This window comes from Pseudomonas sp. EL_65y_Pfl1_R83 (genome assembly GCF_963970695.1).
GTDB lineage: Bacteria > Pseudomonadota > Gammaproteobacteria > Pseudomonadales > Pseudomonadaceae > Aquipseudomonas > Aquipseudomonas tritici.
In genome coordinates this window covers 339,685-358,300 of record NZ_CAXAQI010000002.1, presented here as the reverse complement: position 1 = coordinate 358,300, position 18,616 = coordinate 339,685, and the positions used below count along the sequence as shown (strand labels likewise).

Here is an 18,616-nt window from a genome sequence, read left to right as displayed (position 1 = left end):
TTCGGGAATTGGGGGGGCTTTTAGCCGGTGGCCAGTTGCCGCGCCGCGCCATTGCGCCAGCGGGCCAGGTGTTCGTCGGCGTAGCGCCGCACGCAGCGCAGCACGGCGCTTTCATGTTGGATGAGGAAGAAGTGGTGGCCGTCGAACATGTCCAGGGAAAAGCCACTGGCGGCGTCGAGTTGCCAGTCGAGCAACTGGTCGGCGAGCACGCTGTCCTGTTTGCCGCCAAATACATGAATCGGCATGTCCAGCGGCGCCCGCTCGCCATAGGTAAAACTGCCGCACAAGAGAAAATCGGCGCGCAGGATTGGCATCATCAACTGCATCAACTCGGGGTTGGCCAGGGCTTCTTCGGCGGTGCCTTGCAGCTCGCGCAGGCGGTCGATCAGTTGTTCGTCGGTCTTTTCGATGGCGTATTCGCTGACGTCGCGGCGTGCCGGCCCGGCTGTACCGGAGGCGAACAGCGCCAACGGCGCAGGCACATTGCGTGCATTCAGCGCGTGGGCCAGTTCGAAGGCGAGCAGGCCGCCGAGGCTGTGGCCGAACAAGGCATAAGGGCCATTCAAGTCGCGGCTGATTTCATCCGCAAGCTGTGCGGCCAAGGCTTTGATATCGCGCTGCAAAGGTTCATCCATGCGCATGCCACGCCCGGGCAACTCCAGCGGGCACACGTGCAACCAGTCCGGCAGGGCCCGGCGCCAGCGCGCGTAAACCATGGCGCTGGCGCCCGAATGAGGCAGGCAGAACAGGCGCAGTCGAGCCGGCGTACTCATCAGGCGACGACTCCAAACTGAAACACGCTGTGCACACGATGCAAACCCATCTCGTCCTCCTGCGGGTGTTGATCCCTGGTCGTTTTACTAACGGACCTGTCACCCAGAAGAACGGACGGCGCCGGCAAATAATTAGTCGTCGGGTACAAGCGAGACGCGGTTCACACCTAACAAGAACGCATAAGATTAGTTCGCCTTCTCATTTGACAATCATTATCATTCATCATAATTTGTTGCCCGATGTGTAGGAGGCCTCAGCAAGGACGCCCTCCCCTAACCTCTTTTGCGACAAGGTGATTTCCATGACGGAACAAGTATCCACAGGCAGGTGCAACTCACCGCTTCTCCAGGCGTTCGTCGATAATCGACTGATTCTGGTGAAGATTGCGGCACGTATTACCGGGTGCCGCTCCCGGGCCGAAGACGTAGTGCAGGATGCCTACTTCCGCCTGCAGTCGGCGCCGACGATCACCTCATCGTTCAAGGCCCAGCTCAGCTATCTGTTCCAGATCGTGCGCAACCTGGCGATAGATCACTACCGCAAGCAGGCCCTGGAGCTCAAATACTCAGGCACCGAAGAGGAAGGCTTGAATGTGGTCATTCACGGCGCTTCAACGGAAACCTCGCACATCAATTTCAACACCCTGGAAAACATCGCCGACGCCCTGACGGAGTTGCCGCAGCGCACCCGCTACGCGTTCGAGATGTACCGCCTGCATGGCGTGCCGCAAAAGGATATCGCCAAGGAACTCGGCGTATCGCCGACCTTGGTGAATTTCATGATTCGGGATGCGCTGGTGCATTGCCGCAAGGTGTCGGGCAACCACAGCGATACGTTTGCGCGGCGGGTCTGACAGCGCCGCTGTAAACAATGTGGGAGCTGGCAAGCCAGCTCCCACCGTTTTTATCTGCGTTGCGCCTGTCAGGGTATCGGCGTGACATCAATCCGATACGGCTCGAAAATCTTCAACATCTCGCCATTTTCGCGCAAGCGCTTGAGCAACGCGGAAAACGCTTGCCCCGTGATCGGCGCTTTGGGGCGCAGCAACGCGTAGTGGTGATACACCTGGTCGATACGCTCTGACACCAGGAACTGCCCGGCCATGTCCGCATTGCGCACCATGAAATCACTCAGGTACGAACGGGTCACCAAGGCGATGTCGGCCCGCCCGCGCGCGACCATCAACAGGTTGCTGTCATGGGAGTAGGTCAACGTGGCGTTGAAGTGCTCAGCCATGTACTTGGGATCGGGGTTGAAGTTTGCGAAGGCGTAGTGGTAACCGCTGAATAACGCCAAATGCTTGCCGTTCAGGTCAGCGAAATAGGCCTGGTCGCGGCCGGGCTCACGTTGGGCGACGAAAATTTCCGCGTCTTCCAGGCCCATGTCGACTGTCGTGTGGGTGATCTCCTGCCAGCCCCAGTCGGGGTTTTCGAAGATGGCCATATCAATCCGGCCCTGCTCGAAATCGCGAAAACGTCGCGGAATTGAGGTGGGCACCAGCACAAATTGATAGTCGGTCTGCGAGGCGTTCAAGGCCTCGACCAGTTGCGGCAGCAAACCGGTGTCAGCGCCCTTCTCCGGACGCACGGTGTACGGCGGGAAATGCGCCGCGCCAATCCTTACCAATTGGGCAGCCGAAGCCGGCATCCACCACGCGGTGCCCACTGCCCAAAAAGTTAGTCCTGCAGCCAGCCGCCATGGCGAAAACATCAAGGCACACACCGTTCAAAACTCTGATGGCGATAAGCTAGGCGTTTTTGTCTGGCGAGACAACTTTTCACCGGCAAATTAATGCCTTGCACCTTAATCGGCTTTCAAAACCATCAGCAGGGCTTCTTCGGCCAATTGCTCGAGCGTCATGCTGCCCTCGGCGCGGAACCAAGTGGTGGTCCAGGACAAAGCGCCGGTCAGAAAGCGCCGGGTGATAAACACATCGCCACGGATATAGCCGGCGTCCTTGGCCTCGCCCAGTACTTGCAGCCACAGCGCCTCGTACACATCGCGCAGGGCCAACACCTCAGCCTGGCCTTCAGCCGACAGCGAGCGCCATTCATACACCAGCACCGCCATCGCCTCGCCGCTGCCGCCCATGATCGACTGCAATTCGCAGCGGATCAGCGCCAACACACGTTCGCGTACGTCGGTGGCTTCCTCAAGAGAAGCGCGCATCATCGCGGTGTTGTAGTGGATGGTTTCCTCCATCACCGCGCGCAGGATCTCGTCCTTGCTCTTGAAGTGATGAAAGATGCTGCCGGACTGGATGCCCACTGCGCTGGCCAGGTCGCGCACGGTGGTGCGCTCGAAGCCCTTGTTGCGAAACAGGTGAGCCGCCGTTTGCAGCAGCTTGCCACGAGCGCTTTCGGGGTCGGTCAATTGGCCGCCGTCGATCATGGTGCGCATCACCCGCAGGGCTTTATGCTCATCCATGCCTCTCTCCTCTACTTCCACGGACGTCTTGGCCGGCAATTTAGGCCGTGACGGCCACCCAAGCAAGCGCTTGGCTAAAACTTGTGCACGGAGTTTACAAACCAAGCGCTTGCTTGGTAGTCTCGCTAGCAGCCATTCGAGGAAGGATTTCTCATGAGCAAGACGGTTCGTATCGGCTGCGCCAGCGCCTTCTGGGGCGACACCTGTACCGCTGCCGCGCAGTTGGTGCACGGCGGTGAGCTGGATTACCTGGTCTTCGACTACCTGGCGGAAGTCACGATGTCGATCCTGGCCGGTGTGCGGATGAAAGATCCCCAGGCCGGCTACGCGACGGATTTTGTCGAGGTGCTCACGCCATTGCTGGGCGATATCCAACGCCAGGGCGTCCGTGTAATCAGCAACGCTGGCGGCATCAACCCCCAGGCCTGCGCCGCTGCTTTGCAAGCAGCCTGTGACAAGGCGGGCGTTGAACTGAACATCGCCGTGCTACTGGGCGATGACCTGCAACCCCAGCTCAAGCAGCTGCACGGCATCACCGATATGTTCAATGGCGCACCGCTACCGCCGATGTGCGTGTCCGCCAATGCCTACCTCGGCGCACCGGGCATTGCACAGGCGCTGGCATTGGGCGCGGACATCGTCATTACCGGCCGCGTGGTGGACAGCGCGGTGGTCAGCGCGGCGTTGGTGCATGAGTTCAACTGGTCCTGGCAGGATTACGACCGCCTCGCCCAGGCCGCACTGGCCGGGCATATCATCGAATGCGGCGCGCAGTGCACCGGCGGCAATTTCACCGATTGGCGCGCGGTACCGGACTACGAGCACATCGGCTTTCCTATCGTAGACGTCAGCGACGACGGCCAGTTTATTGTGAGTAAAGTCGACGGCAGCGGTGGGCTGATCAGCGAACTCAGCGTGGCCGAACAGTTGCTGTATGAAATCGGCGATCCGCATGCCTACCTGCTACCGGATGTAATCTGCGATTTCAGCCAGGTCAAATTGCAGCAGCAAGGTAAGAACCAGGTACGCCTGCATGGCGCCAAGGGCTCGCCCCCAACCGCCCAGTACAAAGTCAGCGCCACCTACCCGGAGGGTTTTCGCTGCACCGCCAGTTGCCTGATCGCCGGGATCGATGCGGTGGCCAAGGCCGAACGGGTCGGCCAGGCGATCATCAACAAAACCTCGGAGCTGTTCAGCCAACGCGGCTGGGCGCCCTATACCGAGGTGAATATCGAACTGCTGGGCAGCGAAGCGACTTATGGCGCCCATGCGATGCGCCAGGACTGCCGCGAAGTGGTGGTGAAATTGGCGGTGCGACACCCCAGTAAACAGGCGCTGGTGCTGTTCGCCCGCGAGATTGCCCAGGCAGCCACCGGCATGGCGCCAGGGCTGACCGGCATCGTCGGCGGGCGGCCAACGGTGTATCCGCTGATTCGGCTGTTTTCGTTCCTGATCGACAAATCCGTTTGCGAACTGGAAATCGACCTCCGGAGCGGACGCCACACCTGCGCACTGCCGATTGCCAACGCCCCTACCCTGCCCGCTGCGCCGATCGCCCCACCCAAACCCCAAGGCCTTGCCGACGCCAGCGTGCCCTTGGTGAAACTGGCCGTGGCGCGCTCCGGCGACAAGGGTAACCACAGCAATATCGGCGTGATCGCCCGCGATCCCGACTACCTGCCGTGGATCGCCGAAGCGCTGACCCCGCAGGTGATTGTCGATTGGATGGGCCACGTACTGGATCCCGTTCATGGCCGCGTCGAGCGCTGGTATTTGCCCGGCAGCCACAGCCTCAACTTTTTGCTGGAAAACGCACTCGGTGGTGGTGGCATCGCCAGCCTGCGCATTGACCCGCAAGGTAAAGCCTTCGCCCAGCAACTGCTGGAAATCCCGATTGCGGTGCCGCAGCACATAGCCGATCAACTTGTATAACAGGAGCGTTGCCGTGGCCTTCGACTCGATCTTCAAAGCCGACCTGTTCCAGGGGCAGACCGTGATTGTCACCGGCGGTGGCAGCGGGATTGGCCGTTGCACTGCACACGAATTGGCAGCCTTGGGCGCCCAGGTGATGCTGGTGGGACGCAAGCCGGAAAAGCTGCAAGCGGTCGCAGCGGAAATCGCTGAAGACGGTGGCATCGCTCATTGGCAGGCCTGCGACATTCGCGATGAAGAAGCAGTGAAGACGCTGGTCAGCCAGATCCTGAGTGATCACGGCCCGATCCACGGCTTGGTGAATAACGCCGGCGGCCAGTACCCGTCACCGTTGGCCTCGATCAACCAGAAAGGCTTTGAAACCGTGCTGCGCACCAACCTGGTCGGCGGTTTCCTGATGGCCCGTGAAGTGTTCAACCAATCCATGAGCAAGCATGGTGGTGCCATCGTCAACATGCTCGCAGACATGTGGGGCGGCATGCCCGGCATGGGCCACTCGGGCGCGGCGCGCGCCGGCATGGACAACTTCACCAAGACCGCCGCCTTTGAGTGGGGTTGTGCCGGCGTGCGAGTCAACGCCGTCGCGCCGGGCTGGATCGCTTCCAGCGGCATGGACACCTACGAAGGCGCCTTCAAGGCAGTGATTCCAACCCTGCGCGAACATGTGCCACTCAAGCGCATCGGCACCGAGTCGGAAGTCAGCGCGGCCATTGTCTTCCTGCTCAGCCCCGCCGCCGCCTTTATCAGCGGTAGCACCCTGCGCATCGACGGCGCCGCCAGCCTCGGCAGCCGCGCCTGGCCGTTGCACAAGGCGCAACCGCCGAGCGAACCGTTCAACGGCTTCCACCGCGCCTACCTGCCGGATGTGCTCAAGGCGGAGAAATAAGCCATGCCAGTGATTGAATCCCTGATCGATACCCACAGCCCACCGTTCGCGCAGAACCGCGAAGCTATGCTCGCCGCCATCGCCCACGTGCGCGAACTGGAACACACCCTGCTGAGCAAGGCACAGGACGCCAAGCCCAAGTTCGACAAGCGCGGCCAACTGCTGCCCCGCGAGCGCCTCAACCTGTTGCTGGACCCCGGCGCGCCGTTTCTGGAGCTGGCCAGCCTGGCCGGCTACAAGCTGCACGACGACAAGGACGGCAGTGCTGCCGGCGGTGGGTTGATCGCCGGGATCGGCTACGTCAGCGGCGTGCGCATGCTGGTGGTGGCCAATAACAGCGCAATCAAGGGCGGCACCATTTCCCCCACGGGCTTGAAGAAATCCCTGCGCCTGCAACAGATCGCCATGGAGAACAAACTGCCGGTGGTGACCCTCGCCGAGAGCGGCGGTGCCAACCTCAACTATGCCGCCGAGATTTTCGTCGAGGGCGCGCGCAGCTTTGCCAATCAGGCGCGCATGTCGGCCATGGGCTTGCCGCAGATCACCGTGGTGCATGGCTCGGCCACGGCGGGCGGTGCGTATCAGCCGGGGCTGTCGGATTACGTGGTGGTGGTGCGCGGCCGGGCCAAACTGTTCCTCGCCGGCCCGCCGCTGCTTAAAGCCGCGACCGGCGAAGTGGCGACCGATGAAGAACTGGGCGGCGCCGAGATGCACGCACAAACGGCCGGCACCGCCGAATACCTGGCGGAAAATGACGCCGATGGCGTTCGCATCGCACGTGAGATTGTCAGCCTGTTGCCTTGGGACGATCGCCTGCCGCTGGCGCCGAAACGCGCCTTCGCAGAGCCGCTGTACCCCATCGAAGAACTGCTGGGCCTGATCCCCGATGACCCGAAAAAACCCTACGACGTGCGCGAAATCCTCGCGCGCCTGGCGGACGGCTCGCAGTTCCTCGAATTCAAAGGCGAGTTCGACGCCCACACCGTCTGCGGCCACCTGCACATCCAGGGCCGCGCCGTCGGTGTGATCGGCAACAACGGCCCCATCACGCCGAAGGGCGCGAGCAAGGCCGCGCAATTCATCCAGCTCTGCGATCAAAGCCGCACACCGCTGCTGTTCCTTCACAACACCACCGGTTTCATGGTGGGCACCGAGTCGGAACAACAAGGTGTGATCAAACACGGCGCAAAGATGATCCAGGCGGTGGCCAATGCCCGCGTGCCTAAACTCACGGTGGTGGTGGGCGGCTCTTATGGCGCCGGCAACTACGCGATGTGCGGCCGCGGCCTGGACCCGCGCTTTATCTTCGCCTGGCCCAACAGCCGCACGGCGGTCATGGGTGGCGCGCAGGCAGGCAAGGTGCTGCGGATTGTCACCGAGGCCAAGCAGTTGAAGGAGGGCCTGGTGCCGGACCCCAAGGTGCTGGATATGTTGGAGCAGGTCACCGCGCAGAAGCTCGACAGCCAGTCCACCGCGCTGTACGGCAGCGCCAACCTGTGGGACGACGGGCTGATTGATCCACGGGATACGCGGACCTTGCTGGGCTTTTTGCTGGATACCTGCCACGAGGCCGAGGTGCGTGAGTTGCAAGCCAATACTTTCGGTGTAGCGCGTCTCTAAATTTCGCCGGGACGCTGCGCGTCGCGATCAGGAGAACAAGAAAAATGATCTTCACCCAGGAACACCAGGAACTGCGCCGCACCGTGCGTGCCTTCGTCGACCGCGAGATCAACCCCCATGTGGATGAATGGGAAAAAGCCGGGCGCTTTCCCATCCACGAGATCTTCCGCAAGGCCGGCGACCTCGGCCTGCTGGGCATTTCCAAACCGGAGACATTCGGCGGCATGGGCCTGGACTACAGCTACTCTATCGTTGCCGCCGAAGAGTTCGGCACCATCCGTTGCGGCGGTATCCCCATGGCCATCGGCGTGCAAACCGACATGTGCACCCCCGCCCTCGCCCGCTTCGGCTCCGATGAACTGCGCGACGAATTCCTGCGCCCGGCCATCAGCGGCGAACAGGTCGGCTGCATCGGCGTCTCGGAAACCGGCGCCGGTTCAGACGTGGCCGGGCTCAAGACCCATGCGCGCAAAGACGGCGACGACTACGTGATCAACGGCAGCAAAATGTGGATCACCAACTCGCCCAGCGCCGATTTCATCTGCCTGCTGGCCAACACCTCCGACGACAAACCGCACATCAACAAATCACTGATCATGCTGGCGATGAACACCCCCGGCATCAGCGTCAGCCCGCCCCTGGAAAAACTCGGCATGCACAGCTCCGAGACCGCGCAGGTGTTTTTCGACAACGTGCGCGTGCCCCAGCGCAACCGCATCGGCCACGAAGGCGCAGGCTTCATGATGCAGATGCTGCAGTTCCAGGAAGAGCGCCTGTTTGGCGCGGCCAATATGATCAAGGGCCTGGAGCATTGCATCGACAGCACCATCGACTACTGCAAAGAACGCCAGACCTTCGGCAAGGCGCTGATCGACAACCAAGTCATCCACTTTCGCCTGGCCGAACTGTCCACCGAAATCGAATGCTTGCGCGCGTTGGTCTACCAGGCCACCGAGCAATACATCAAAGGCCAGGACGTAACGCGCCTGGCCTCCATGGCCAAGCTCAAGGCCGGGCGTCTGGGCCGCGAAGTCAGCGACAGTTGCCTGCAATACTGGGGCGGCATGGGCTTTATGTGGGACAACCCGGTAGCGCGCGCATACCGCGATGTGCGGCTGGTGTCGATTGGCGGCGGCGCCGACGAAATCATGCTGGGCATCATATGCAAACTGATGGGCACCTTGCCGGGTAAAAAATCATGAATACCTTGCTGCTGGAACCGCACAACGGCGTGCTGCACATCACCCTCAACCGACCGGAAAGCCGCAATGCGATGAGCCTGGAGATGGTCAAAGAACTGCGCGCCGTAGTGGCACAACTGGACGGCCAGGTGCGCGCGCTGGTGATCAGCGGCGCGGGCGGACATTTCTGCGCCGGGGCCGATGTGAAGGACCTGGTCACTGCGGGCAACCAACTACAGGCGCTGAATCGAGCGTTTGGCACGTTACTGCAAGAAGTGGAAGCAGTGCCGCAAGTAGTGATCGTGGTGCTGCAAGGCGCGGTGCTGGGCGGTGGGTTCGGGTTGGCGTGTGTGAGTGATATTGCGATTGCGGACCACCAGGCGCAATTCGGATTGCCGGAGACCAGCCTGGGATTGTTGCCGGCGCAAATCGCACCGTTTGTGGTCAAGCGCATTGGCCTGACCCAAGCGCGGCGACTGGCGCTGACGGCGGCGCGGTTTGATGGTGTGGAAGCGCAGCGGCTGGGCGTCGTGCACTTCACCGAGCGCGACCCGCAGGCGTTGGCAGAGCGCTTGGATGAGGTATTGGGGCAAGTGCTGCGGTGCGCGCCGGGGGCGAATGGGCGGACCAAATCCCTGATGCTGGCCAGTGTCGATGAGCCGCTTGAGGCTGTGCTGGATCGAGGCGCGCAGTGGTTTGCCGAGGCGGTGAGGAGCGAGGAAGGGATTGAGGGGACGCAGGCGTTTGTGCAGAAACGCAAACCGGGGTGGTGCAGATGACGCCTTCGCAACGGTGCGGCGATCCGACAAGCCAGCTCCCACAGGGGAATGCATTCCAAATGTGGGAGCCTGGTTCAACCCAGCCCCCACAACTGCGCTTTTGATCTACACCACTCAGGCGGCTGTCAGGCCGCCGTGTTTTTGATTTTGATCTCAGGCGCCCCGTCAAACACGCTGGCCGAACGCAGGCTTGAATCCGTGGGTAACCCGGCAGGACGCCGGGTTAGCCGCGCTGGGCCAAGGAGGGCCCATCGCGGCGGCCCACGGATTCAAGCCTGCGTTCGGGCACACCGAGCCTAGGCGAGGTGCCGAGTGTTGGGGCGAAGGCCTTTTGGTTACTTTTGGGCCTTTCCAAAAGTGACCCGCTGTAAGAGCGGAACCAATTGTGGCCGTTACCTAAATAACGGATATGTACCCGGAGCAGAAAATGCCAAAGCTCACCAAAATCCTGATCGCCAACCGCGGCGAAATCGCCTGCCGCATCCAGCGCACCGCCCAAGCCCTGGGCTACCGGACGGTGGCCATCTACAGCGACGCCGACACCCAAGCCCTACATGTCCAAATGGCCGACGAAGCCGTCCACATCGGCCCCTCCCCAGTCCACCAGTCGTACCTGAACATAGAAACCATCATAAACGCCGCCAAACGCACAGGCGCCGACGCCCTCCACCCCGGCTACGGCTTCCTCTCCGAAAACCCCCATTTCGCCCGCGCCTGCCAACACGCCAACCTGACCTTCATCGGCCCCAGCGTCGAGGCCATCGAACTGATGGGCAGCAAACGCCAATCCAAACTCGCCATGCTCGAAGCCGGCGTCCCGTGCATCGACGGCTACCAAGGCAGCGCACAGGACGACACCACCCTGCAACAACAAGCCGAGCGCATCGGCTACCCTCTCATGATCAAAGCCAGCGCCGGCGGCGGCGGTCGCGGCATGCGCCTGGTGCACCACCCAAAAGACCTGTTGAACAACCTGCACAGCGCCCGCTCCGAAGCCAAAAATGCCTTCGGCAGTGACGAACTGATCCTCGAACAAGCCCTGATCGACCCACGGCACGTCGAAATCCAACTGTTCGGCGACAGCCACGGCAACCTGATCTACCTCGGCGAACGCGACTGCTCGATCCAACGCCGCCACCAGAAAGTCATCGAAGAAGCCCCCTGCCCCGTCATGACCCAAGCACTGCGCCAAGCCATGGGCGAAGCCGCCCTGAAGGCCGGGCGTGCGGTGAATTACGTCGGTGCGGGCACCGTGGAATTCCTGCTCGACCGCCACGGCCAGTTCTACTTCTTGGAGATGAACACCCGCCTGCAGGTGGAGCACCCGGTGACCGAGCTGATCACCGGGCTGGATCTGGTGGATTGGCAATTGCAGATCGCCGCCGGCCAAACGCTGCCGCTGACACAAGCCGACGTCACCCTGGGTGGCCACGCCATGGAAGTGCGCCTGTACGCCGAAGACCCGGCGCAGGGCTTCCTGCCGCAAACCGGCGAAGTGCTGCGCTGGGAACCGGCCGTGGGCGTGCGCATCGATCATGGCGTGGTGGAAGGCCAGCGCATCAGCCCGTTCTACGACCCGATGCTGGGCAAGATCATCGCCCATGGCGCCACACGTGAAGAGGCGCGGCGCAAACTGCTGCGGGCGGTTGAAGACACCCTGTTGCTAGGGGTCGCGACCAATCGGCAACTGTTGGCCGATATGCTCAAGCACCCGGAGTTTATCGCTGGGAATTTCAGCACCGGATTTATCGCAGAACACTTCAACGAAGTCCTGCCCCAGTCCGCATCAAAAGATCAACTCGCCCTGGCCGCCGCGCTGTTTTACACACACAGCGCCGACCAGCATCCTCAAGCCCTGGCGGGATGGCGCAACACCGCCAGCGCCCCCTGCACCTATCGCCTTGAAATCAATGGCGAAATCCACACCGTCAGCGCTGACCCGCTGCCACTCACCACCGACGGACGCTACGCCACCGTGGTACTCAACGGCATCCGCCGCCGCGTTGCCTATCACCTTGACGGCAACCAACTGTGGCTGCCGGGCCTCACGGTGACTAACCGCAGCCAGCAAGTCGCCGGCCGCCAGGCCGACGCCAGCAGCGGCACAGTCAAGGCACCGATGGACGGCGCCATCGTCGATGTGCGGGTTTGCGCTGGCGACAACGTGACCAAAGGCCAACTGCTGCTGGTGCTCGAAGCCATGAAAATGGAGCATCCACTGACCGCCGGCATCGACGGCGTGATCAAGGGCGTGCAGGTAATTGCCGGAGATCAAGTGCGCAATCGTCAGGTTTTACTGGAGATCGAATAGCCCCTAGGCGGAACTACACGGCCGGGCTACGCTCTATCCCCAACAGAAAAGGAAGAGTACGGGAACCTGCGCGATGCCTCATTGGCTGATTATTGACCTTGAAGCCACAACGGATGAAGGCGGCTGGCCCGTGACGGAGATGGAAGTCATCGAGATCGGCGCGAGCCTGGTCAACCGCCAGGGGCGCGAGCTGGATCATTTCCAGCGCTTTGTACGCCCGCTGCGCCGGCCATTGCTGACGCCATTCTGTCGCCAGCTGACGCACATTACCCAGGCAAACATCGATGGCGCGGCGCCGATCACCGAGGTGTGGCCGCTGTTCGAACGCTGGCTCGGCCAGCATCAGCCGCGCCTGGAAGGCTGGGCCAGTTGGGGCGATTACGATCGCAAGCAGCTGGAACTGGAGTGGCAGCGCCATGGCTTGGCCAGCGCGCTCGCCAACACGCCCCATGTAAACCTCAAGCAGCGCTTCGCCAAGGCCCGACGCCTGGACAAGCCTCCGGGCCTCAACGGCGCCCTGCAATTGGCGGGGATGCAGTTCCATGGCCAGCAGCATCGGGCGTTGGAGGATGCGCGCAATACGGCGCGCCTGTTACCGCTGATTCTGCCGGCCTAGGCAGCTCCCCTGCCCTTGGGCATACTGGCCGACCTTTCCAGACCCTTTTCCGAGGAATCGCCCATGTTTAAAGTCAACGAGTACTTCGACGGCACCGTCAAGTCGATCGCTTTCGGCACTGCAGAAGGTCCGGCGACCATCGGCGTAATGGCCCCGGGTGAATACGAGTTCGGTACGGCGCAGCGTGAAATCATGCACGTGGTCTCTGGCGCCCTGACCGTCAAACTGCCTGACGCCAACGGCTGGGAAACCTTTGCTGCCGGCAGCCAGTTCAACGTACCGGCCAACAGCAAGTTCCAGCTCAAGGTCGCCGTGGACACCGCTTATCTGTGCGAATACCGCGGGTAAGGGTTTTCCAAGGCTCAAAAAAATGCCCGTCTCCTGCGAGACGGGCATTTTTTATTAGCGGGTGAATCACTCGAGAAGGGTCACCGGCATTCCAATCTCGAGCCGCCCAATGCCGTCATTGACTAGGTTCTGGCCGAAAATCGCGCCATCCTCAGTCTTGCGATAAGTCTCCAGCGTTGCAAAAGGCTCGCGGTCGGCGCTGCGTTCGCCGGTGTGCGGGTCGATGGTGGTAAGAATGCAGCGCGAGCACGGCTTGACCGCACGGAACTCCACATCGCCAATACGCAGGCGTTTCCAGCCGTCTTCGGCGAAGGCTTCGCTGCCTTCGATCACGAGGTTGGGACGAAAGCGCAGCATTTCCATGGGGCGGCCGATGCGTTGCGAGAGGTCGTCCAGGGAGGCCTGGCTGATCACGAGCAAGGGGTAACCGTCGGCAAACGCGACCTGGTCATCGTCCTTGCCGTAACCGGCCTGGGTGGTACGGGCGCGTTCCAGGGGGATGTGTACCAGTCGCGTCGGTTTGCCGATAAAGTCACTGACCCAGGCAGCCGCCGCGTCGCCTGCGTCCGGCACACGCAGGGTGTCACGCCAGATGGTCACACCACGCAACTCGTCGTCGCTGGCCGGCAGCGCCACGTCCAGCGGCGTGCAGCCAGGCGAACTCAGGGTGAGGCCACCGCGGCTGTTCCACAGCGCCGACAGTTGGCTCATCTTAGCCACGGCGCGCTGTGTGAGGAAACGCCCACTGGCTTCATCCACCAGCATCCAGCGTCGATCCCCGTCCACACCGAGTTTATCCAGGCCGACCTGTTGCAGTATTTCGGCCTTGCCGGACTTCAAAGGGTAACGGTACAACGCGCTGAGACGAAGCATGGGCCTGCATTCCTTGACGAGCAAAGGCCATACTATAACCGCTCACTACACGGCGGGCACTTCGTCCAGCATCAGACGTTGGCGCACCACATCCACCAGCTTGTCAGGCTGGAACTTGGACAGGAAGTTGTCACAGCCGACCTTCTTCACCATCGACTCGTTGAAGCTGCCCGACAACGAGGTGTGCAGCACCACGTAGAGGCTGCGCAGGCGTGGGTCATTGCGGATCTCGGTGGTGAGGCGGTAGCCGTCCATCTCGGGCATTTCGGCGTCGGTGAAGATCATCAACAGCTTGTCGGTCATCACCTGGCCGCTGTCGGCCCAGCCCTTGAGCATGTTCAATGCCTTGAGACCATCGCTGGCGATGTGCATCTTTACGCCCAGTTGGCCGAGGGTGTCGCGCAGTTGCGAGAGGGCCACGTTGGAGTCATCCACCAGCAGCACTTCACGGCCACGGGCGCGTTCCAGCACGGGGTCTTCGAGTTTTTCACGGGAGACCTTGGCGTTGTACGGCACGATCTCAGCCAAGACTTTTTCCACATCGATGATTTCCACCAACTGGTCGTCGACCTTGCTGATGGCGGTGAGGTAATGCTGGCGCCCGGCGCTGGCTGGCGGCGGCAGGATGGCTTCCCAGTTCATATTGACGATGCGGTCCACGCCGCCCACCAGGAACGCCTGCACCGAACGGTTGTACTCGGTGACAATAATAGTGCTGTTGGGCCCCGGCACAAGCGGGCGCATGCCGATGGCCTGGGACAGGTCGATCACCGGCAGCGTCTGGCCCCGCAGGTTGACCACGCCGCATACGAACGGGTGGCGTTGCGGCATCAACGTCAGCTTGGGCAGTTGCAGGACTTCCTGCACCTTGAACACGTTGATCGCGAACAACTGCCGCCCGGCCAGGCGGAACATAAGGATCTCAAGGCGATTCTCACCCACCAGTTGCGTGCGTTGATCTACCGTGTCGAGAATGCCGGCCATTAAAAGCTCCTGATGCGCTAGGGGATTGTGCAGTTCACATAACGGTTGTTATCGGCGGCGAGCGCCAGACCTTGACCCCTGTAAAATGCCACGTAAATGCATTGATGTCACACTGACATCATGGTTTACTGCTCGGGCTCTACAAGTAGCGGTGCAGCGACGTTGCGAGACACTAAGTTCGACGCAAGGTTCCGCCATGTAAGGGATTCCCCTATGCGCAATCAGGCCCAACCTGATATTCGCAATATCTAATAGCCATTAATGTGACGCCATTCTCAATGCATGAATGGAGTCAGGCTTTTGTTTGCCATCCCAAGCCCTCAGCACGCGGGTCTTTCAGACACTCAGATGTCGGCACTCGAAGGTGTGCAATTGACCCCGCTCATGAGGGCGGCGCACAGCCGTCGCTGTCACTCTAATAAACGCCCTACTAAAATCTCAGAAGCAACCTACAGATTTCAGTCATATTTCAGCGCTACTTTTAAGCCATTCACCCGGTGCGACATCTCATCACCCGACCTTATGTTGTGGAGACTTGCATGATGAACGACGGTAGAGAGTGGCAACGTGCACTTCCCGAATTCCTGCACGAGGCGGAAAAGCTGCTGGCCAAATCGGAGGAATGCCTTAGCCACCTGCATTTGATCCGAAACGACAGTGACGCCATCGACTGCATAAAGGTCAGCCTGATCAAGCTCGCCGAAAGCGCCGACCACCTTGCACTGCAGGCGATCAGCGAGTTCTCGCGGCATATCCAGTACCTGATCGCCAATGCCGAGAGCCCCTTGCAGTTGCATGATCAAGCCTTGGACGCCTTGGAAGAGTGCTTGACATTGCTCGCCTGGCAGCTGGAGCTGATTGATGTAAGAACCGGCCAACTGGCATTGGATGAAGCGGAGCAAACGACGCTGATTGCTACCGTAACTCTGCATATTCCACAAAAGGATTTCAGCTTTAAACCTCAGCAGCGAATGCACCACATGTCTTGAGCGGATATCAGGTCGTGTATGAAACTGAAGTTACCTAAAAACGCCGCCCACCCATCAAATGGAATTGAATCCCACCCACGCAATATCAATTAGCCAGTAACGGTAATAACGATACAAATTCACGGAAATAATATAACCCCTCACTTCATAAACTCCGGGAATACCGCCTGGAACATTTGCACGTTTAATAACCCAGCCAGGCGACCAACGGCAATAGTGGTGGTATTATGCCCCGCTCGAAGTGCGCCCACTTCATCATGCTTGAAAACGATTCGATAACGCATTCCAAACAGAGCCCTGTCAGCCGCCATGACCGGTCTTCCCGCAGCGAACCCTCATTGGCTCCATCCGCTATGTACGCCAGCCTCAAGACACTCATCGCAAGGTCCGCGTCACGCAGCAATGCACGCCATTTGATCCTCGCCCTGTGCCTTGGCTCGCTGTTGCTAAGCCTCTGGACCTATACCCGTTCTGCGCCCCTGCCGCTGCTGGTGATTGTGCTCAACCTGGCCATCCTGCTCGTGGTGGGCCTGCAACAGTGGCATTCGCGCAAATCCATCAAGTTCCAGCCCCAGGAACTGGCCGACCGCCTGCTGCAAGTCCAGGAAAACGAACGCCACCGCCTCAGCCGCGAGCTGCATGACGATATCGGCCAACTGCTCACCGCCGCCAAGCTGCAAAGCGAATGGCTCAAGCGCCGCCTGCCGGACAACCTGCAAAGCCAGTGCACGGTGCTGTGCAACACGCTGAATGAAACCCTGGCCAAGGTGCGCGACGTGTCTGCCATTCTCAACCCTCGCCAGCTGGCCAACCTGGGCCTGGAAGCCAGCCTGCGCGCGCACCTGCTCAAGACCCTGGAAAACACCCAGGTGTGCTGGAGCCTGGAATGCCAGCAACGGCTGACCGGTATCCCGGAAGAAATGGCGGTGGCGGCCTTTCGCATCACCCAGGAAGCGGTGACCAACATGCTACGCCACGCCCAGGCGGGTAACCTGCTGGTCCGCATGCAACGCCTGCCCGAGGGCCTCTCGCTGAGTATCTGCGATGACGGCCAGGGTTTTTCGCCGGCCATCAACCCTGCCTTGGAAGGCCAGCGGGGCATGGCCGGCATGTCCGAGCGGGTTGATCAGCTTGGCGGTTCATTGTCCGTCAGCAGCCAGCCAGGCAAAGGGACACGGATCAACGCGCTTTTCCCCTGGGCGCCACGCGCCCTCGATCGGGCCAGTTCCCCTAAGGTTATCGAGTGACCTGCAAATTACTCCTGGTGGATGACCACGCTTTGATCCGGGCCGGCGTACGCGCGCTGGTCCAGGACATTCCCGGCTACACCGTCATCGGCGAAGCCAGCGACGGTGCACAGCTACTTGAGCAGTTCAGCGCCTTGCTACCCGATATCGTATTATTGGACCTGTCGATGAAGCACACCGGCGGCCTGGATGCCCTGCAGCAACTCAGGCGGGCCTACCCCAAGAGCCGCGTGCTGATCCTGTCGATGCACACCGACCCGGAATTGATCATGTGCGCGCTGGAATCCGGCGCCCATGGCTACCTGCTCAAGGACACCACCGCCAACGAGCTGGAACACGCGCTGCTGGCCTTGCGCAACAACGAACGTTACCTGAGCCCGGCGATTGCCCACACGGTGATCAACCAAGCGCTGGTGCGTAGCCAGGGGCCCGCCACGCCCGCCGCGCACAGCCATAACCTCACGGCGCGGCAGCTGGAAATCCTGCGCTTGATCGTGCGCGGCAAGTCCACCCGGGAAATCGCCCACGGCTTGGGCTTGAGCATCAAGACCGTGGAAGCGCACCGCTCGCAAATCATGAAACGCCTGCAGATTTTCGACGTGGCCGGCCTGGTGTTATTTGCCGTGCGCGAGCAGATCATCAGCCTGGACGACTAACGGCGAATCCACCGGCAGGTGCACGCGCAAGGCCTTGGGCAAGGCCTCGAAGTGCAGGTCGTCGCCCTTGAGCGGTTCACCGTCAAGGTTGATGTACAGGCCTTCAGCCCGTCTGATTTCAACCCATGGCAGGCGTGCCCGAACAAACATAGTGTCCAAGCCCCAACCATTGTTCATCAGCTCGCGAAGCGTGCCGACCACTTCCTGCGGCGCGGGCAGGATACTGACGTCCAGCAGGCCATCATCCGCCATTGCACCGGGGCATAGCTCATGCCCACCACCCGCCTGGCGACCGTTGCCGATACCCAAAGCGAGCAACTCGCCCTTCCAGTGAAAATCGGGACCATCCAGCTCGGCGTAGGCGGCCTTCAACTCGCTGAAACGCGACAGGCCGGTGAACAGGTAAGCGGCACCGCCGAGCACCTTCTTCAAGTCTTCGGAAGTATTGGCAGTGACCTGGCTGCCAAAACCGCCGGTGGCCATATTGAGGAAAGTTTGCTCGCCCACCTGACCGAGGTCGATGGCCCGGGGCGGCACATCCAGCAGCGCCAGGGCCTGGGCGGGTTCCAGCGGCACACCGGCAGCCTTGGCGAAATCGTTGGCGGTGCCCAAGGGCATCAGCACCAGGCTGGCGTCGGTTTTGGCCTGGGCCATGGCTTCGGCCACATCACGCAAGGTACCGTCACCGCCGCCAGCGATGATACGGGTGTAGCCGTCTGTGAGGGCTTCCTTGACCAGGCGCTGGGCGTCACCGCCCTCCCACGTCACCCGCACCGCGAGCTCGCCGCCCTGCTCGCGCCGGGCCTTCACCGCGTCGCGCACATCCTCGTTGAGGGCTTGCTTGCCGTGGAGGATCAACAGTGCCTTGGGGGTGGTCATGGGTGAGTTACTCCTGGCTTCAAAGGTGCTTGAAGGATGTGGACCTTTGGCGGGGAGAAAAAAGCCATGGAATGGGAAAATAATTGGATGACTGAGTACATATCCGTTTTTTAG

The 18,616-nt window shown here is 61.1% G+C and carries 19 protein-coding genes; 12 read left to right on the top strand and 7 right to left on the bottom strand.

The features are described 5' to 3' along the window. Positions 1 to 20: 20 nt before the first annotated feature. Positions 21 to 773, bottom strand: coding sequence for a thioesterase II family protein (locus AACY08_RS03870; RefSeq protein ID WP_339468176.1), 753 nt, complete (start codon positions 771 to 773; stop codon positions 21 to 23). 302 nt (positions 774 to 1,075) lie between these two features. On the opposite strand from AACY08_RS03870, the gene AACY08_RS03865 reads away from it, so the two are divergent. Further along, positions 1,076 to 1,627, top strand: coding sequence for an RNA polymerase factor sigma-70 (locus AACY08_RS03865; RefSeq protein ID WP_339427415.1), 552 nt, complete (start codon positions 1,076 to 1,078; stop codon positions 1,625 to 1,627). A gap of 68 nt (positions 1,628 to 1,695) precedes the next feature. Here the strand turns inward: AACY08_RS03865 and AACY08_RS03860 are convergent, their stop codons facing one another. Together AACY08_RS03860 and AACY08_RS03855 are read right to left on the bottom strand one after the other, a co-directional pair. Further along, positions 1,696 to 2,484 (bottom strand): substrate-binding periplasmic protein, encoded by a 789-nt coding sequence (locus AACY08_RS03860; RefSeq protein ID WP_339468174.1) that lies wholly within the window; start codon positions 2,482 to 2,484, stop codon positions 1,696 to 1,698. Between the two features lie 93 nt (positions 2,485 to 2,577). Further along, positions 2,578 to 3,201, bottom strand: coding sequence for a TetR/AcrR family transcriptional regulator (locus AACY08_RS03855; protein ID WP_339468172.1), 624 nt, complete (start codon positions 3,199 to 3,201; stop codon positions 2,578 to 2,580). 153 nt (positions 3,202 to 3,354) lie between these two features. Between AACY08_RS03855 and AACY08_RS03850 the strand changes: the two genes are divergently transcribed. The 8 genes from AACY08_RS03850 (at position 3,355) to ppnP (ending at position 12,874) form a co-directional block, all read left to right on the top strand. Beyond that, positions 3,355 to 5,133, top strand: a complete 1,779-nt coding sequence (locus tag AACY08_RS03850; RefSeq protein ID WP_339468171.1) for an acyclic terpene utilization AtuA family protein — start codon at positions 3,355 to 3,357, stop codon at positions 5,131 to 5,133. Positions 5,134 to 5,146: 13 nt separating this feature from the next. Then, positions 5,147 to 6,019: an SDR family oxidoreductase gene (locus AACY08_RS03845; protein ID WP_339468170.1), complete on the top strand. Its 873-nt coding sequence runs from the start codon at positions 5,147 to 5,149 to the stop codon at positions 6,017 to 6,019. Between the two features lie 3 nt (positions 6,020 to 6,022). Continuing rightward, positions 6,023 to 7,639 carry a geranyl-CoA carboxylase subunit beta gene (gene atuC / locus AACY08_RS03840; protein ID WP_339468168.1) on the top strand — a complete coding sequence of 539 codons (1,617 nt, stop codon included), beginning with the start codon at positions 6,023 to 6,025 and terminating at the stop codon, positions 7,637 to 7,639. Between the two features lie 44 nt (positions 7,640 to 7,683). After that, positions 7,684 to 8,841 (top strand): citronellyl-CoA dehydrogenase, encoded by a 1,158-nt coding sequence (gene atuD, locus AACY08_RS03835; RefSeq protein WP_339468166.1) that lies wholly within the window; start codon positions 7,684 to 7,686, stop codon positions 8,839 to 8,841. After that, positions 8,838 to 9,599, top strand: coding sequence for an enoyl-CoA hydratase/isomerase family protein (locus AACY08_RS03830; RefSeq protein WP_339468164.1), 762 nt, complete (start codon positions 8,838 to 8,840; stop codon positions 9,597 to 9,599). Before atuD ends, AACY08_RS03830 begins: the two co-directional genes overlap by 4 nt. A 427-nt stretch (positions 9,600 to 10,026) precedes the next feature. Beyond that, the gene (locus AACY08_RS03825; RefSeq protein ID WP_339468162.1) at positions 10,027 to 11,910 is read left to right on the top strand and encodes an acetyl/propionyl/methylcrotonyl-CoA carboxylase subunit alpha; all 1,884 of its coding nucleotides are present in this window, start codon (positions 10,027 to 10,029) and stop codon (positions 11,908 to 11,910) included. A 73-nt stretch (positions 11,911 to 11,983) separates the two neighbouring features. Then, on the top strand, positions 11,984 to 12,526 hold the full coding sequence (locus AACY08_RS03820; RefSeq protein ID WP_339436298.1) for an exonuclease domain-containing protein: 543 nt from the start codon (positions 11,984 to 11,986) through the stop codon (positions 12,524 to 12,526). 63 nt (positions 12,527 to 12,589) lie between these two features. Continuing rightward, the gene (gene ppnP / locus AACY08_RS03815; RefSeq protein WP_339436299.1) at positions 12,590 to 12,874 is read left to right on the top strand and encodes a pyrimidine/purine nucleoside phosphorylase; all 285 of its coding nucleotides are present in this window, start codon (positions 12,590 to 12,592) and stop codon (positions 12,872 to 12,874) included. Between the two features lie 66 nt (positions 12,875 to 12,940). Here the strand turns inward: ppnP and AACY08_RS03810 are convergent, their stop codons facing one another. Together AACY08_RS03810 and AACY08_RS03805 are read right to left on the bottom strand one after the other, a co-directional pair. Further along, the gene (locus AACY08_RS03810; protein WP_339468160.1) at positions 12,941 to 13,747 is read right to left on the bottom strand and encodes an MOSC domain-containing protein; all 807 of its coding nucleotides are present in this window, start codon (positions 13,745 to 13,747) and stop codon (positions 12,941 to 12,943) included. A gap of 45 nt (positions 13,748 to 13,792) precedes the next feature. Then, positions 13,793 to 14,731, bottom strand: coding sequence for a chemotaxis protein CheV (locus AACY08_RS03805; protein WP_339468158.1), 939 nt, complete (start codon positions 14,729 to 14,731; stop codon positions 13,793 to 13,795). Positions 14,732 to 15,270: 539 nt separating this feature from the next. Here AACY08_RS03805 and AACY08_RS03800 point away from each other — a divergent pair. Continuing rightward, a complete protein-coding gene (locus AACY08_RS03800; protein ID WP_339468156.1) occupies positions 15,271 to 15,720 on the top strand; it encodes a hypothetical protein in 450 nt (149 codons plus the stop codon). Positions 15,721 to 15,860: 140 nt separating this feature from the next. Here AACY08_RS03800 and AACY08_RS03795 read toward each other — a convergent pair whose 3' ends face one another. Continuing rightward, positions 15,861 to 16,031: a hypothetical protein gene (locus AACY08_RS03795; RefSeq protein ID WP_339468154.1), complete on the bottom strand. Its 171-nt coding sequence runs from the start codon at positions 16,029 to 16,031 to the stop codon at positions 15,861 to 15,863. Positions 16,032 to 16,073: 42 nt separating this feature from the next. Between AACY08_RS03795 and AACY08_RS03790 the strand changes: the two genes are divergently transcribed. Next, positions 16,074 to 16,967, top strand: coding sequence for a sensor histidine kinase (locus tag AACY08_RS03790; protein WP_339468293.1), 894 nt, complete (start codon positions 16,074 to 16,076; stop codon positions 16,965 to 16,967). Then, positions 16,964 to 17,623, top strand: a complete 660-nt coding sequence (locus AACY08_RS03785) for a response regulator transcription factor (RefSeq protein WP_339416585.1) — start codon at positions 16,964 to 16,966, stop codon at positions 17,621 to 17,623. The genes AACY08_RS03790 and AACY08_RS03785 overlap by 4 nt, the downstream gene beginning before the upstream one ends. Here AACY08_RS03785 and yegS read toward each other — a convergent pair. Next, complete coding sequence (gene yegS / locus AACY08_RS03780; protein ID WP_339468152.1) at positions 17,582 to 18,502, bottom strand: lipid kinase YegS; 921 nt, start codon at positions 18,500 to 18,502, stop codon at positions 17,582 to 17,584. The two genes, AACY08_RS03785 and yegS, sit on opposite strands and share 42 nt — an antisense overlap. Positions 18,503 to 18,616 lie beyond the last annotated feature (114 nt).